Here is a 14,702-nt window from a genome sequence, read left to right on the forward strand (position 1 = left end):
ATCAGGGCTCCGGCGTCGATCCGGGCCTGTTCTTCCTGGGTGGGGAACGCGGGCGCGGCCCGGGCGGAGAGGTAGCTGTCGAAGAGCACGTTCATGATGCCGCGGAGTTCGGGGGTGACACCGCCGCGGAGCGGGTAGAGGCCGTCTTTGAACAGGCCGAAGCCGAGGGTGCTGCGGCTTTCGAGCACGGGCTCGGTCGGGGCCGTCCCGTCGGGATCGAGCCGGGCCTGCCACTGCAGCATGATCCCGCGGAGGATGTCCGGGCTGAACGCGAGGCCCTCGCCGGGCAGACCCTGGGTCTCGTCGGTCACCGCGCCGGTCGCGCACGCAACCAGGGCGCGCTCGGCGGTGTGCAGGTCGTCGGGGGCGACCCGGGCGCTGATCTGCTCCAGCCCGGTCACGATCACCTCCGCCGCCTCCAGCCCGAGCTCGCCCTGGGTCAGTGCGGCAGCCACCGCCGGGTAGAACGGCGGCAGGACACCGCCGACCCCGGTGCGGGCGGTGACGAACCCGCCCAGCCGGGACCGGCGTTTGGCCTCCCGCACCGAGATCCGGGTCGCCCGCACGACCACTTCCAGGCCGTCCCGGCACCCCAGCGCGGCCGGCAGCCCCGGCTGGGAACGGCCCGGCGCGATTCGCACCGCCCGGCTGCCGACCTCCGCGGCGGCTGCCACCCTCGCCGCATCGATGCTCCGGCCCAGCCCCTCCACCACGGTGAGCACCGCCACCGTGTCCAGATCACTCAACCGGGACAACGGCACCGCCGCCAACGCGCCCGCCACCATCGCCTGCAGGGCGGCCAGACGCTGCACCGGCGATACCTCCGCAGCATCCGCCCCACCGGCATCCGCCTCGGCACCCGTCGCAACGCCGCCCACACCACCGCCCGCGCCGGCATCCGCCTCGGGGAAGGCGGTGGTGGCACTGGGATCAGGGGTTCCTGCCATGACCCCAGAATACCACAATTCGAACATACATACGAGTATTACTCGTGTTTGTTTGATCGAACATTGGATTCAGTATTCGGTGGCACGGAGTGGACGCGGTCACATAGTCTGGTGGGCTCGCCGACGCCGAGCGGGAAGAGGACGACGATGCAGCACCATCTGGACACGAATCGCGCCAACTGGGACGATCGCGCGGCGGCCCACGCCGCGCGAAACGGACTGGGTTACAACGTTCAGCGCTATGTTGACGACCCCGGACTCCTGTCGGAAATCGTGCGCTTCGACCTCGACCGGCTGGGGGATGTCGCCGGGCTGCGCACGGTGCACCTGCAGTGTCACATCGGAACCGACACTCTCTCCCTGGCCAGACTCGGTGCGCGCGTCACGGGATTGGACTTCTCCCCGGTTGCCCTTGCTGAGGCGCGTGCCCTCGTTGCGGACACCGGCGACCAGGTCGACTTCGTCGAATCGGATGTCTACTCGGCCCTGTCGGTGCTCGAGCCGGAGACCTTCGATCTCGTCTACACGGGGATCGGGGCGCTCTGCTGGCTGCCCAGCATCGACCGCTGGGCGGCCGTGGTGTGTGGCCTGTTGGCGCCGGGCGGACGGCTCTTCCTGCGTGAGGGCCATCCAATCCTGTGGACCATGGACGAGAGGATCGCCGACGACCTGCACCTGCGTTTTCCCTACTTCGAGCAGGAGGAGCCGCTCGAATGGGATGACGACTCCAGCTATGTCGAGACCGACCGGCCGATCACGGCCACGAAGACGTTCGAGTGGAACCACGGTCTCGGCGAGATCGTGACCGCGCTGCTGGGCGTGGGCCTCAACCTCACCATGCTTGTCGAACACGACAGCGTTCCGTGGGAGGCGCTTCCCGGGCAGATGCTTCGGCGCGGCGACGGCGAGTACGCCCTCGACGCGCGGGCCGGGGTCGCGCCGTTGAGCTACACGATCCAGGCCGTGAAGCCGCTGCGTTGAGGCTCTCGGCCGCGGCGAACGGAGGAACCGCCGGCGCTGCTAGGCTGAACCCCGACAGACATCCTTTAACAACCGTCCGGTGAGGCGGGGAAGGAGGTCCGGTTTATGGCACGCACCGTGCTGAACCAGGCTGACATTGCCCGAGCGTTGACTCGGATCTCGCACGAGATCCTGGAGTCCAATCGAGGCCCCGACAAGCTGGTGATCCTGGGCATCCCGACCAGGGGCGTCGTGCTCGCCCAGCGGATCGCCGAGACGATCCAGAGGATCGAACCCACGGCGACGGATGTGCGGGTCGGCTCCCTCGACGTCACCATGTACCGCGACGACCTGGCCCACACTCGCACCCGGACCCCGTCCCGCACCCTGGTGCCCGGCAGCATCGACGGGGCCACGGTCGTGCTCGTCGACGACGTGCTCTACTCCGGTCGCACCATCCGCGCCGCCCTCGACGCGCTCGGCGACCACGGTCGCCCCACCATCGTGCGCCTGGCCGTGCTCGTCGACCGCGGTCACCGCGAACTGCCGATCCGGGCGGACTTCGTCGGCAAGAACCTGCCCAGCTCCACGGCCGAGCGGATCAACGTGCACCTGCTCGAGGTCGACGGCGACGAATTCGTCAGCATCGACGGCGGGGCGCCGGTCGACCATGCTGCGACCAGCCACGACGAGGAGGCCACCCGATGAAGCACCTGCTCTCGACCAAGGCACTGGGCCGCGCCGAGGCGATCGGGCTGCTCGACATCGCCGAGGACATGGCCGACGTCGCCAACCGTGAGGTCAAGAAACTGCCCACGTTGCGCGGCAAGACCGTGGTGAACCTCTTCTTCGAGGACTCCACCCGCACCCGGATCTCCTTCGAGGCCGCCGCCAAACGGCTCAGCGCCGACGTGATCAACTTCAGCGCGAAGGGATCGAGCGTGTCGAAGGGCGAGAGCCTCAAGGACACCGCCCAGACCCTGGCCGCGATGGGAGCCGACGGCGTCGTCATCCGTCACCCGGCCTCCGGCGCCCCCGAGGTGCTCGCCGCCAGCGGCTGGATCGACGCCGGCATCATCAACGCCGGCGACGGCACCCACGAACACCCCACCCAGGCACTGCTCGACGCGTTCACGATCCGCCGCCGGCTGCACGGCGCCGCCTCCCGCGGCAAGGGCCTCGACGGGGTGAGCGTCACCATCGTCGGGGACGTGCTGCACTCCCGGGTGGCCCGCTCCAACCTGTGGCTGCTCACCACACTCGGCGCGGGAGTGACCTTCGTCGCCCCGCCGACCCTGCTGCCGATGGACATGTCCGGCTGGCCCGCCGACGTCGGGTTCGACCTCGACGCGGCGATCGCCGCGAAGCCTGACGTGATCATGATGCTGCGGATCCAGTCCGAGCGGATGAACGCGGCCTTCTTCCCGAACAGCCGCGAGTACTCGCGTCGCTGGGGTCTCGACGACGAGCGATTCGCCCGGCTGGCTCCGACTAGCATTGTCATGCACCCCGGCCCGATGAACCGCGGCCTCGAGATCTCTTCGGCGGCTGCCGATTCGGCCGCGTCGACTGTGCTCGAACAGGTGGCGAACGGGGTTTCCGTGCGGATGGCGGCGCTGTACCTGCTTATGTCCGGTGACCGGGAGGATTCCTAAATGCCCAGCGATAGCACCCCAGGCACGCCCTGGCTCATCCGGGGCGCCACGCTCCCCGACGGCACCCGCGCCGACCTCGTCCTGGACGGCGGACGGATCGCCGAGATCGGCCCCGGCCTCTCCCGCGCCGGCGCCACCACGGTCGACGCCGACGGGCTGATCGCCCTGCCCGGGCTCGTCGACCTGCACACCCACCTTCGCGAGCCGGGCTACGAGCAGAGCGAGACCATTCTCACCGGCAGCCAGGCTGCCGCAATGGGCGGTTTCACCAGCGTCTTCGCCATGGCCAACACCTCCCCGGTGCAGGACACCGCCGGCGTCGTCGAACAGGTCCTCGCACTCGGCGAACAGGCCGGCTACGTCACCGTGCAGCCGATCGGCGCCGTGACCGTCGGCCTGGCGGGGGAGCGGCTGGCCGAACTCGGCGCCATGGCGACCAGCCGGGCGCGCGTGCGGGTGTTCTCCGACGACGGGTTCTGCGTCGCCGACCCGCTCCTGATGCGCCGCGCCCTCGAATACGTCAAGGCGTTCGACGGAGTCATCGCGCAGCATGCCCAGGAGCCGCGGCTCACCGAGAAGGCCCAGATGAACGAGGGCGCCCTGTCCAGCGAACTGGGACTGGCCGGCTGGCCCGCGGTCGCCGAGGAGTCGATCATCGCCCGCGACGTGCTGCTCGCCGAGCACGTCGGTTCCCGCCTGCACGTGTGCCACGTTTCCACCGCCGGGTCCGTCGACGTCATCCGCTGGGCGAAGGCCCGCGGCATCAACGTGACCGCCGAAGCCACCCCGCACCACCTGCTGCTGACGGAAGACCTCGTGCGCGGCTACGACGCCCGGTTCAAGGTCAACCCGCCGCTGCGCCGCCGCGAAGACGTCGAGGCGCTGCGCGCCGGACTTGCCGACGGCACCATCGACATCGTCGCCACCGACCACGCCCCGCACCCGGTCGAGGCCAAGGATTGCGAATGGGATGCCGCGGCCAACGGCATGGTCGGCCTCGAATCCGCCCTGTCCGTCGTGCACGCCGCAGTGGTCCAGAGCGGACTGCTCGACTGGGCGGACATCGCCCGGGTGCTCTCGGCCACGCCCGCGCGGATCGGCCGCGTCACCGGCCAGGGCCAGGGACTCGTCGTCGGAGCGCCGGCGGAGCTCACCCTCTACGACCCGGCCGCCAGCCGGGTCTTCGGGCGGGCCGACCTCGCCGGCAAGGGAACCAACTCGCCGTACCTGAGCATGACGCTCCCCGGCCGGGTGCTCGCGACGTTCCACCGCGGCTACGCGACGGTGCTGGACGGCGCACTGCGACCGGCCGCCGAAATCTCGTCGGAACGGGAGAACAACCATGGATAGGACCATCCCCACTGTCATCACGGCGCTCGTGCTGCTGGGGCTGCTCGCCCTGATGATGCGCAGCTGGCGGGCCCGCGGACGCCGCGACGCCGCCCTGCCGGCCGGTTACCCGCTGCCCGGAGAGACCAGCCCGGAGCTGGCGTCGGCGGCGGCCTTCTATGTGGCCACCACCAGGCGGGGGACACCCCTCGAACGCCTGAACATACGCGGGCTCGGGTTCCGGGCCAGGTCAGTCGTCACCGTCACCGAGGCCGGCGTCCTCCTTTCCCTCGCCGGCGAGGAAGTCGTGTTCATCCCGGCCGACGCCATCGAACTGCTCGAAGCCGCCACCTGGACGATCGACCGGGCCGTCGAATCAGACGGCCTGCTCCTGCTCGGTTGGCGGCTGAACGCCCCGGCCGACGAGACCGGCGAGATCGTCGACAGCTACCTCCGCATCATCGACCCCAGTGACCGCGCCACCGTGAACGACGCGATCCGAACCATTGCTGCCGGAGCCCTGAGCCCGGCCGCGCACGACGAAAGCGAGGCGTAGCGTGAGCAACGCAGCGACCCTGGACCACCCGGACACCAGCCGGCCGAACACCCGCACCACGGATCCCGCCGTGCTCGTGCTCGAGGACGGCCGCCGCTTCGTCGGCCGTGCCTACGGAAGCCGCGGACGGACTCTCGGCGAGATCGTCTTCGCCACCGGGATGACCGGCTACCAGGAGACCCTCACCGACCCGTCCTACGCCGGGCAGATCGTGCTGATGACGGCGCCGCACATCGGCAACACGGGCGCGAACGACGAGGACATGGAGTCCCGCCGGATCTGGGTGTCCGGATTCGTCGTGCGCGAACCCGCCCGAATCGCCTCCAACTTCCGCTCGACCCGGCCCCTGGACGACGACCTCCAAGACGGCGGCGTGGTCGGGATCAGCGGGATCGACACCCGGGCGATCACTCGGCACATCCGCTCGGCCGGCGCCATGCGCTCCGGCATCTTCTCCGGCGACGCCTTCGGCCTCTCCGACGGCGAGCAGCTCGAACTGGTGCGCTCCGGCCAGGCCATGCGCGGCCGCAACCTCTCCGACGAGGTGTCGACAGTCGAACCGTTCTCGGTGCCGGCGAAGGGGGAGCGGATCGGCTCGGTCGCGGTGCTCGACCTCGGCGTGAAGACCTCCACCCTCAACCACCTCGCCGAGCGCGGCTTCGAAGTGCTCGTGCTGCCGCAGTCGGTCACCGCGGAGCACGTGCTCTCGCTGGACCCGTCCGCCGTGTTCTTCTCCAACGGCCCCGGCGACCCGGCCGCCTCCGACGCCCACGTCACCCTCCTCCAGGAGGTGCTCCGTGCGGGCGTGCCGTACTTCGGCATCTGCTTCGGCAACCAGCTCCTCGGCCGGGCCCTCGGCTTCCGCACCTACAAGCTGCCGTTCGGGCACCGCGGCATCAACCAGCCGGTGCTCGACAAGACCACGGGCCGGGTGGAGATCACCTCGCAGAACCACGGCTTCGCCGTCGACATGCCGATCGAGGGGATCAGCGACTCCCGCACCGGATTCGGCCGGGTCGAGGTCAGCCACTACAGCCTCAACGACCAGGTGGTCGAGGGCATCCGCTGCCTCGACATCCCCGCCTTCTCGGTGCAGTACCACCCGGAGTCGGCGGCCGGCCCGCACGACGCCGAGTATCTTTTCGACAGGTTCAGGGACGTGGTTGTCGCGCATATCGCGGCCGCCGGAGCAGGAGACGCCAAGTAATGCCCAAGCGCGACGACATCAACAGCGTCCTTGTCATCGGAAGCGGACCGATCGTGATCGGCCAGGCCTGCGAGTTCGACTACTCCGGCACCCAGGCCTGCCGGGTGCTGCGGGCGGAGGGGGTGCGGGTGATCCTGGTCAACTCCAACCCGGCCACGATCATGACCGACCCCGACTTCGCCGACGCCACCTACATCGAACCGATCACCCCCGAGATCCTCGAGACGATCATCGCCAAGGAACGACCGGATGCGATCCTGCCGACCCTCGGCGGCCAGACGGCCCTCAACGCGGCCATCCAGCTGCACGAGCGCGGCATCCTCGAGAAATACGAAGTCGAACTCATCGGCGCGTCGTTCGACGCGATCCAGAAGGGCGAAGACCGCCAGATCTTCAAACAGCTCGTGCAGGACCTGGGCGGCGGCGTCGCCCGCTCCCACATCGCGCACACCGTCGATGAAGCCGTCGCGTTCGCGGAAGACCTCGGTTACCCGCTCGTCGTGCGCCCCTCCTTCACCATGGGCGGCCTCGGCTCCGGCTTCGCCTACACCGAGGAGGAGCTGCGCCGGATCGTCGGCGACGGCCTGCACCACAGCCCGACCACAGAGGTTCTCCTCGAGGAATCCATCCTAGGCTGGAAGGAATACGAACTCGAGATGATGCGCGACACGGCCGACAACACGGTCGTCGTCTGCTCGATCGAGAACGTCGACCCGGTCGGGGTGCACACCGGTGACTCGATCACCGTCGCCCCCGCCCTGACCCTGACCGACCGCGAATACCAGAAGCTGCGCGACCTCAGCATCGACATCATCCGCGCCGTCGGCGTCGACACCGGCGGCTGCAACATCCAGTTCGCGATCAATCCGGCCGACGGGCGGATCATCGTGATCGAGATGAACCCGCGGGTGTCCCGGTCCTCGGCCCTGGCCAGCAAGGCCACCGGCTTCCCGATCGCGAAGATCGCCGCCAAGCTCGCGCTCGGATACCGGCTCGACGAGATCCCCAACGACATCACCGGGGTCACCCCGGCCAGTTTCGAGCCCACCCTCGACTACGTCGTGGTCAAGGTGCCCCGGTTCGCGTTCGAGAAGTTCCCGGCCGCCGACCCCCGCCTCACCACCACCATGAAGTCCGTCGGTGAGGCCATGGCGATCGGCCGCAACTACGCCTCCGCCCTGCAGAAGGCGCTCCGCTCGCTGGAGAAGCGCGGATCCTCGTTCCACTGGGGCGCCGAGACCCGCAGCCTCGAGGAGCTGCTCCTCGTCGCCGCCGTGCCCACCGACGGCCGCATCGTCACGGTGCAGCAGGCGCTCCGCAAGGGCGCGACCATCGAGCAGGTCTTCGAATCCACGAAGATCGATCCCTGGTTCATCGACCAGATAGTGCTGATCAACGAGATCGCCGCCGAGATCGCCGCCGCCGAGCGCCTCGACACCGACATCCTCCGCACCGCGAAGGACCACGGCTTCTCCGACGCCCAGATCGGCGAGCTCCGCGGCTTCGGCGAAGCGGATGTGCGCAAGGTGCGCCACATCCTCGGCGTGCGCCCGGTCTTCAAGACCGTCGACACCTGCGCCGGCGAATTTCCCGCGCTCACCCCGTACCACTACTCCAGCTACGACCAGGAGACCGAGGTCGTGCCCAGCGACCGCCGGAAGGTCGTCATCCTCGGCTCCGGCCCGAACCGGATCGGGCAGGGCGTCGAGTTCGACTACTCCTGCGTGCACGCGTCCTTCGCGCTCTCGGAGGCCGGCTACGAGACCATCATGATCAACTGCAACCCCGAGACGGTCTCCACCGACTACGACACCTCCGACCGCCTCTACTTCGAGCCGCTCACCCTCGAAGACGTGCTCGAGGTGATCCACGCCGAGAGCCAGAGCGGCGAACTCGTCGGCGTGGTCGTGCAGCTCGGCGGCCAGACCGCGCTCGGCCTGGCCAAGGGCCTCGAGGCAGCCGGGATCCCCATCCTGGGCACCTCGCCGGCAGCGATCGACCTCGCCGAGGAACGCGGACTGTTCTCCGGCATCCTCGACCAGGCCGGCCTGCTCGCGCCGCGCAACGGCGTCGCGACCGACTTCGCCGGCGCCGTCGTCGTCGCGGAGGAGATCGGCTACCCGGTGCTCGTGCGGCCGAGCTACGTGCTCGGCGGCCGCGGCATGGAGATCATCTACGACAGCGCCTCGCTGGCCGACTACTTCACCAGGATGGCCGGCCAGGGCATCATCGGCCCGTCGCATCCGCTGCTCGTGGACCGGTTCCTCGACGACGCGATCGAGATCGACGTCGACGCCATCTTCGACGGCACCGAGCTCTACATCGGCGGCGTGATGGAGCACATCGAGGAGGCGGGCATCCACTCGGGCGACTCCAGCTGCACCCTCCCGCCGGTGACCCTCGGCCGCGCCGAGATCGACCGCGTCCGCGAGGCCACCCTCGGCATCGCCAGGGGCATCGGCGTGCGCGGCCTGCTCAACGTGCAGTTCGCCATCGGGGCCGGGGTGCTCTACGTGCTCGAGGCCAACCCGCGCGCCTCCCGCACGGTGCCGTTCGTCGCCAAGGCGCTGGGCATCACCCTCGCCAAGGCCGCGTCGCTGATCATGGTGGGCAAGACCATCGCCGAGCTCAAGGCCGAGGGCAAACTGCCTCTCATCGACGGGTCCCGGGTGCCGATGGAATCGCCCGTCGCCGTCAAGGAGGCCGTGCTCCCGTTCAACCGGTTCCGCACCCCGGCCGGCCTGGTCGTCGACTCCGTGCTCGGCCCGGAGATGCGCTCCACCGGCGAGGTCATGGGCATCGACCGGGACTTCCCCCGGGCGTTCGCGAAGAGCCAGCTCGCCGCCTACGGCGGAATCCCGCTCAGCGGAACCGTCTTCGTCTCGGTCTCCGACCGGGACAAGCGGGCCATCATCCTGCCGATGCTGCGGATGCAGCAGCTCGGCTACGAGATCGCCGCGACGGAAGGCACCGCGGAGGTCCTCCAGCGCAACGGCATCCGCGCCCGGATCGTGACCAAGTTCAGCGAGAAGAGCGGCGCGGATGACGTGTCGATCGTCGAGCTGATCCGCCGTGAGGAGGTGCAGATCGTCATCAACACCCCCGGCGGTCGCACCGCGCGCGCCGACGGTTACGAGATCCGCGCCGCCGCCGTCGCCGGAGACCTGCCGCTGTTCACGACGATCGCCGAATTGAGCGCCGCCGTCGCCTCGATCGACGCCATCCGAGGTGGCTTCGAGGTGACCTCGCTGCAGGAGTACGCCACCACCCGGACGAACGCCCTGTGAGCCACGATCCGTCCGCGGCGGTCGCCGCGTCGTTCGGGGACCGCCTGGACGCGGTCTTCACCGCGCGCGGCCCGTTGTGCGTGGGCATCGACCCCCACGCCTGGCTCCTGGCCGACTGGGGGCTGCCGGATTCCGCGGCCGGCGCCGAGTCCTTCGGGCGCACGGTGGTCGAGGCCTGCGCCGGGCAGGCGGGAATCGTCAAACCCCAGGTCGCCTTCTACGAGCGCTTCGGCTCGGCCGGCTACGCCGCGCTCGAACGCGTGCTGGCGGATGCCCGCGCCGCCGGTCTCCTCGTCATCGCCGACGTCAAGCGCGGCGACCTCGGCACCAGCGCCGAGGCCTACGGGCAGGCCTGGCTCAGCGGCGGCTCGCCGCTCGAGGTGGATGCCATCACCGTGAACGCCTACATGGGCGTCGGCTCCCTGGCCGCCGTCATCGCCCAGGCCGAGCGGGAGAGCAAAGGGCTGTTCCTGCTCGCCGCCACCTCGAACCCCGAGGCCGAGGCGATTCAGCAGGCGGTTCTGGCCGGCGGGGGACAGGCCGGCCTCACGGTGGCCGGCGCGATCTTCGAGGACGTCGCGGCGCGCAATGCGGAGCACCCGACCCACAGGATCGGCTCCCTCGGCGTCGTGCTCGGCGCGACCCTCGACCTGGCGGCATTCGGGGTCGACCTGACCGTCGCGCCGGCCCGGGCGCTCACTCCTATCCTCGCTCCCGGCTTCGGCCACCAGGGCGCGCAGGTATCAGATGTGAGGAACTTGTACGGGGGGTACGCTCAAGGCGTTATCGTGAGTGAATCGCGTAGCGTTCTTTCGGCCGGTCCCCGCCGAATTGCCGAGACGATAGCGCGCCGAGTACTTGAAGCTGGAGCGGCCCGTGGCTGAGAATCGCCCTACCCCACCCGACGTCGACCGGGTCGCCGCCTCGCGCGCCGCCGTGGCCGCCAGGCGCGCCCGCGCGGCCGTGAAAGACCAAATCGCGCACGAGAAGCGCTCGGCCCTCGAGGTGCTGTCGACCGCGATCAGCAGCCCCGACGGCGTCGAGGGGCGCCTGCGCGTGACCGAGTTCCTGATCAGCATCCCGGCCATCGGCGTGACCAAGATGCGACGCATCATGAGCCAGTTGGAGATCTCGCCGTCCAAGCGTCTCGGCGGCCTGGGCAAGCACCAGCGTGACCGGCTGCGTGACTTCCTGACGAGCCGGTCGAGGGTGCGGCGGGGCGCATCGCCTGCCCGGCTCGTCGTGCTCGCCGGGCCGACGGCGGTGGGCAAGGGAACCGTCGCCGGGTACATCCGCGAGCACTATCCCCAGGTGCTGTTGTCCGTCTCGGCCACCACCAGGGCGCCACGGCCGGGAGAAGTCGAGGGAGTGAGTTACTTCTTCGTCGACGACGCCGAATTCGACCGGATGGTCGAGGCAGGCGAGCTCCTCGAATGGGCGGTCGTGCACAACGCCTACCGGTACGGCACCCCGCGCGGCCCCGTCGAGGCGGCGCTGGCCCGCGGCGACAGCGTCCTGCTCGAGATCGACATCCAGGGCGCCCGCGCCGTGCGACGTTCGATGCCGCAGGCCAGGCTGGTCTTCCTGCTGCCGCCGACCTGGGACGAATTGGTGCGCCGCCTGATCGGCCGCGGCACCGAAAGCCCGGCCGAGCAGGCCCGTCGGCTGGAGACCGCGAAGCTCGAATTGGCTGCCCAGGAGGAGTTCGATTTCCGTGTCGTCAACCACGACGTGGCCGAGGCCGCCCGGGAGGTCGTAGACTTGATGAATCTGCGTCAGGCACCCCAGCTGCCTTAGCGCCCGATTTTTCGTGTTTGAGACGTGCCGACACTCGCCCGTCCAGCCGATCCAGCGTCACCCGCACCACCGCTACCCGCTGCGGCATCACCCCGCAGCACGAACCGCTCTGAAGGAGTGACACCAATGGCCAACAAGCCCACTGGCATCATTGACCCGCCCATCGACGACCTGCTGACCAAGGTCGACTCCAAGTACGCCCTCGTGGTTTTCGCGTCGAAGCGCGCTCGTCAGATCAACGACTACTACGCCGACCTGCACGAAGGCAGCCTGTTCGACAACGTCGGACCGCTGGTCGACTCCACCGTCGACGACAAGCCCCTGTCGGTCGCGCTGCGCGAGATCAACGAAGACAAGCTCGTCTCCCGCCCCATCGTCGAGTAGCCGACCGGGCATACTCGAGCGCGCAGGATGTCGTCAGGTCGCACGGTCGTCGTCGGGATCACCGGGGGCATCGCTGCCTATAAGGCCGTCAACATCGTGCGCGCTTTTGTGTTGCGCGGGGACTCCGTGCACGTCGTCGCCACGCCGGCCGCCCTGCGCTTCGTCGGCCGACCCACCCTCGAGGCCATCTCGCGCAACCCTGTGCACACCGACCTCTACGAGGGGGTCGCCGAGGTGCGGCACGTGGCCATCGGCCAGTCCGCCGACCTGATCGTCGTCGCGCCGGCCACCGCGAACACCATCGCCAAACTCGCCTGCGGGCTGGCCGACGACCTGCTCGGGAACACCATCCTGGCCAGCACAGCGCCGCTGGTGATCGCACCGGCGATGCACACCGAGATGTGGAACAACGCCGCCACCCGGGCCAACGTCGCAACCCTGCGCGAACGCGGCGTCGTCGTCGTCGGTCCGGGGACGGGCCGGCTCACCGGCGCCGACTCCGGGGCGGGCCGGATGGAAGAGCCGGACACGATCGTCGCCGCGGCCCTCGCAGCGTTGGCCGTAGCCGACCGCGGAGGCGCCGCTGGCGACCTGGCCGGGAAACGGATCGTCATCTCCGCCGGGGGAACCCGGGAACCACTCGACCCGGTGAGGTTCCTCGGCAACCGGTCCAGCGGCAAACAGGGCGTCGCCCTGGCTGAGGCGGCCGTGGCCCGCGGGGCCGAGGTCGTCCTCGTCGCCGCCAACCTGGAGGTGCCCGCGCCGACGAACGTCGACGTGCGCCTGGCCGGTTCCGCGGCCGACCTCGAACGGGCGATGACCGAGGCGGCGGCCGAGGCAGACGTCATCATCATGGCGGCCGCCGTGGCCGACTACCGGCCCGCCGAAGTGCGCGCCGACAAGATCAAGAAGGACGACACGGGCGACACCCTCGTGCTCACCCTCGTGCGCAACCCCGACATCCTCGCCGGGCTGGCCGCCGCCCGGAAGCCAGGGCAGGTCGTCATCGGGTTCGCAGCCGAGACCGAGGCCGACCCGGAGTTGCTGCTCCAACTCGGCCGGGAGAAGGCCGCCCGCAAGGGCTGCGACTACCTCGTCCTCAACATGGTGGGCTGGACCGAGGGTTTCGCCTCCGAACGTAATGAGGTCCGGGTGCTCAACCGCCACGGAGATATAGTGATTGAGGCCTCCGGCAGCAAGATGTCGGTGGCCGAGAGCATCCTCGACCTGCTGAGCTGAGCAGGCTCAGCTGATCAACGCTGAGCCGACCGGTTCGGCTCAGACAGACTCCGGCGTGGAACGCAGGCCGTTCCGCGCCGCGTCGGCCGCGTCCGCCGCAACCGTTTTCCCCCATGTACATGAACCACCAACAGAGACGGGCCAGATGAGCGATCTACGCCTCTTCACCTCGGAGTCAGTCACCGAAGGCCACCCCGACAAGATCTGCGACCAGATCTCCGACAGCATCCTGGACGCGCTTCTGGCCGAGGACCCGCACAGCCGGGTCGCGGTGGAGACGCTCGTCACCACCGGTCTCGTGCACGTCGCCGGCGAGGTCACCACGGAGGCCTACGTCGAGATCCCCTCGATCGTGCGCAAGTGCATCACCGACATCGGCTACGACTCGTCCGACGTGTGGTTCGACGGCCGTTCCTGCGGTGTGGAGATCTCCATCGGCGGTCAGTCACCCGACATCGCCCAGGGCGTCGACAACGCCTTCGAACGGCGCGAGGAGTCGAGCATCGACGACTTCGACCGGCAGGGCGCGGGCGACCAGGGCATCATGTTCGGCTACGCCACCCGGGAGACCCCCGAGCTCATGCCGATCCCGATCTGGATCGCGCACCGCCTCGCCGAGCGCCTCGCCGAGGTGCGCAAGTCCGGCGAGCTGGACTACCTCCGCCCCGACGGCAAGACCCAGGTCACCATCGGCTACGACGGCATCATCCCGCGCACCGTCGAGACCGTCGTGCTCTCCACCCAGCACTCCAAGACCGTCTCCAACGAGCAGTTGCGCGCCGAGGTCGAAGAACTCGTCATCCGGCCTGTGCTCGACCGGGTCGACCTCGACTCCTCCGGCCTGAACATGCTGATCAACCCGACCGGCCGCTTCGAGATCGGCGGCCCGCAGGGCGACGCCGGCCTGACCGGGCGCAAGATCATCATCGACACCTACGGCGGATCGAGCCGGCACGGCGGCGGAGCGTTCAGCGGCAAGGACCCGTCGAAGGTCGACCGTTCCGCCGCCTACGCCATGCGCTGGGTGGCCAAGAACGCGGTGGCCGCCGGACTGGCCGACCGCCTGGAGATCCAGGTCGCCTACGCCATCGGCAAGGCCTCCCCGGTGGGGTTGTACGTCGAAACGTTCGGCACCGGAACCCTTCCCGACCGGGAGATCACCGCCGCGATCCGGGAGGTCTTCGATCTCCGGCCGGCCGCGATCATCCATTCCCTCGACCTGCTGCGCCCGATCTACGCCAAGACGGCCACCTACGGCCACTTCGGCCGTGAACTGCCCGACTTCACCTGGGAGCGGCTTGACCGGGTCGAGGAACTGAAGAGCGCCGCCGGGCTGTAGCG

General features: G+C 69.4%; 13 protein-coding genes. 12 read left to right on the top strand and 1 reads right to left on the bottom strand.

Annotation, left to right across the window (positions count from 1 at the left end):
• The coding region (locus tag IWX89_RS10485; protein ID WP_196903518.1) for a DUF222 domain-containing protein at positions 1-947 on the bottom strand (947 nt) is incomplete at its 3' end.
• Between the two features lie 147 nt (positions 948-1,094).
• Between IWX89_RS10485 and IWX89_RS10490 the strand changes: the two genes are divergently transcribed.
• From IWX89_RS10490 to metK, 12 genes are all read left to right on the top strand, one after another.
• Complete coding sequence (locus IWX89_RS10490; RefSeq protein ID WP_196903519.1) at positions 1,095-1,928, top strand: bifunctional 2-polyprenyl-6-hydroxyphenol methylase/3-demethylubiquinol 3-O-methyltransferase UbiG; 834 nt, start codon at positions 1,095-1,097, stop codon at positions 1,926-1,928.
• 105 nt (positions 1,929-2,033) lie between these two features.
• Positions 2,034-2,615, top strand: coding sequence for a bifunctional pyr operon transcriptional regulator/uracil phosphoribosyltransferase PyrR (pyrR, locus tag IWX89_RS10495; RefSeq protein WP_196903520.1), 582 nt, complete (start codon positions 2,034-2,036; stop codon positions 2,613-2,615).
• On the top strand, positions 2,612-3,562 hold the full coding sequence (locus tag IWX89_RS10500) for an aspartate carbamoyltransferase catalytic subunit (RefSeq protein ID WP_196903521.1): 951 nt from the start codon (positions 2,612-2,614) through the stop codon (positions 3,560-3,562). Before pyrR ends, IWX89_RS10500 begins: the two co-directional genes overlap by 4 nt.
• Positions 3,563-4,912: a dihydroorotase gene (locus IWX89_RS10505; protein WP_196903522.1), complete on the top strand. Its 1,350-nt coding sequence runs from the start codon at positions 3,563-3,565 to the stop codon at positions 4,910-4,912.
• A complete protein-coding gene (locus tag IWX89_RS10510; protein ID WP_196903523.1) occupies positions 4,905-5,447 on the top strand; it encodes a hypothetical protein in 543 nt (180 codons plus the stop codon). Before IWX89_RS10505 ends, IWX89_RS10510 begins: the two co-directional genes overlap by 8 nt.
• 70 nt (positions 5,448-5,517) lie before the next feature.
• Positions 5,518-6,654 (top strand): glutamine-hydrolyzing carbamoyl-phosphate synthase small subunit, encoded by a 1,137-nt coding sequence (gene carA / locus IWX89_RS10515; protein ID WP_196903648.1) that lies wholly within the window; start codon positions 5,518-5,520, stop codon positions 6,652-6,654.
• A complete protein-coding gene (gene carB / locus IWX89_RS10520; RefSeq protein WP_196903524.1) occupies positions 6,654-9,941 on the top strand; it encodes a carbamoyl-phosphate synthase large subunit in 3,288 nt (1,095 codons plus the stop codon). The genes carA and carB overlap by 1 nt, the downstream gene beginning before the upstream one ends.
• On the top strand, positions 9,938-10,825 hold the full coding sequence (gene pyrF, locus IWX89_RS10525; protein WP_196903525.1) for an orotidine-5'-phosphate decarboxylase: 888 nt from the start codon (positions 9,938-9,940) through the stop codon (positions 10,823-10,825). The genes carB and pyrF overlap by 4 nt, the downstream gene beginning before the upstream one ends.
• Complete coding sequence (gmk, locus tag IWX89_RS10530) at positions 10,818-11,738, top strand: guanylate kinase (protein WP_196903526.1); 921 nt, start codon at positions 10,818-10,820, stop codon at positions 11,736-11,738. Before pyrF ends, gmk begins: the two co-directional genes overlap by 8 nt.
• Before the next feature lie 126 nt (positions 11,739-11,864).
• On the top strand, positions 11,865-12,122 hold the full coding sequence (gene rpoZ, locus IWX89_RS10535; protein ID WP_134506697.1) for a DNA-directed RNA polymerase subunit omega: 258 nt from the start codon (positions 11,865-11,867) through the stop codon (positions 12,120-12,122).
• 27 nt (positions 12,123-12,149) lie between these two features.
• A complete protein-coding gene (gene coaBC, locus IWX89_RS10540) occupies positions 12,150-13,361 on the top strand; it encodes a bifunctional phosphopantothenoylcysteine decarboxylase/phosphopantothenate--cysteine ligase CoaBC (protein ID WP_196903527.1) in 1,212 nt (403 codons plus the stop codon).
• A 145-nt stretch (positions 13,362-13,506) separates the two neighbouring features.
• Positions 13,507-14,700, top strand: a complete 1,194-nt coding sequence (gene metK / locus IWX89_RS10545; protein ID WP_196903528.1) for a methionine adenosyltransferase — start codon at positions 13,507-13,509, stop codon at positions 14,698-14,700.
• Positions 14,701-14,702 lie beyond the last annotated feature (2 nt).

This window comes from Cryobacterium sp. MP_M3 (genome assembly GCF_015752155.1).
In the GTDB taxonomy this organism is placed as follows: domain Bacteria; phylum Actinomycetota; class Actinomycetes; order Actinomycetales; family Microbacteriaceae; genus Cryobacterium.

What these genes read in the sequence shown, in the direction of transcription:
- coaBC (WP_196903527.1), top strand. Translation starts at nt 12,150, where the DNA reads ATGTCGTCAGGTCGCACGGTCGTCGTCGGGATCACCGGGGGCATCGCT.
- pyrR (WP_196903520.1), top strand. Translation starts at nt 2,034, where the DNA reads ATGGCACGCACCGTGCTGAACCAGGCTGACATTGCCCGAGCGTTGACT.
- carB (WP_196903524.1), top strand. Translation starts at nt 6,654, where the DNA reads ATGCCCAAGCGCGACGACATCAACAGCGTCCTTGTCATCGGAAGCGGA.
- IWX89_RS10500 (WP_196903521.1), top strand. Translation starts at nt 2,612, where the DNA reads ATGAAGCACCTGCTCTCGACCAAGGCACTGGGCCGCGCCGAGGCGATC.
- IWX89_RS10510 (WP_196903523.1), top strand. Translation starts at nt 4,905, where the DNA reads ATGGATAGGACCATCCCCACTGTCATCACGGCGCTCGTGCTGCTGGGG.
- metK (WP_196903528.1), top strand. Translation starts at nt 13,507, where the DNA reads ATGAGCGATCTACGCCTCTTCACCTCGGAGTCAGTCACCGAAGGCCAC.
- rpoZ (WP_134506697.1), top strand. Translation starts at nt 11,865, where the DNA reads ATGGCCAACAAGCCCACTGGCATCATTGACCCGCCCATCGACGACCTG.
- IWX89_RS10505 (WP_196903522.1), top strand. Translation starts at nt 3,563, where the DNA reads ATGCCCAGCGATAGCACCCCAGGCACGCCCTGGCTCATCCGGGGCGCC.
- IWX89_RS10490 (WP_196903519.1), top strand. Translation starts at nt 1,095, where the DNA reads ATGCAGCACCATCTGGACACGAATCGCGCCAACTGGGACGATCGCGCG.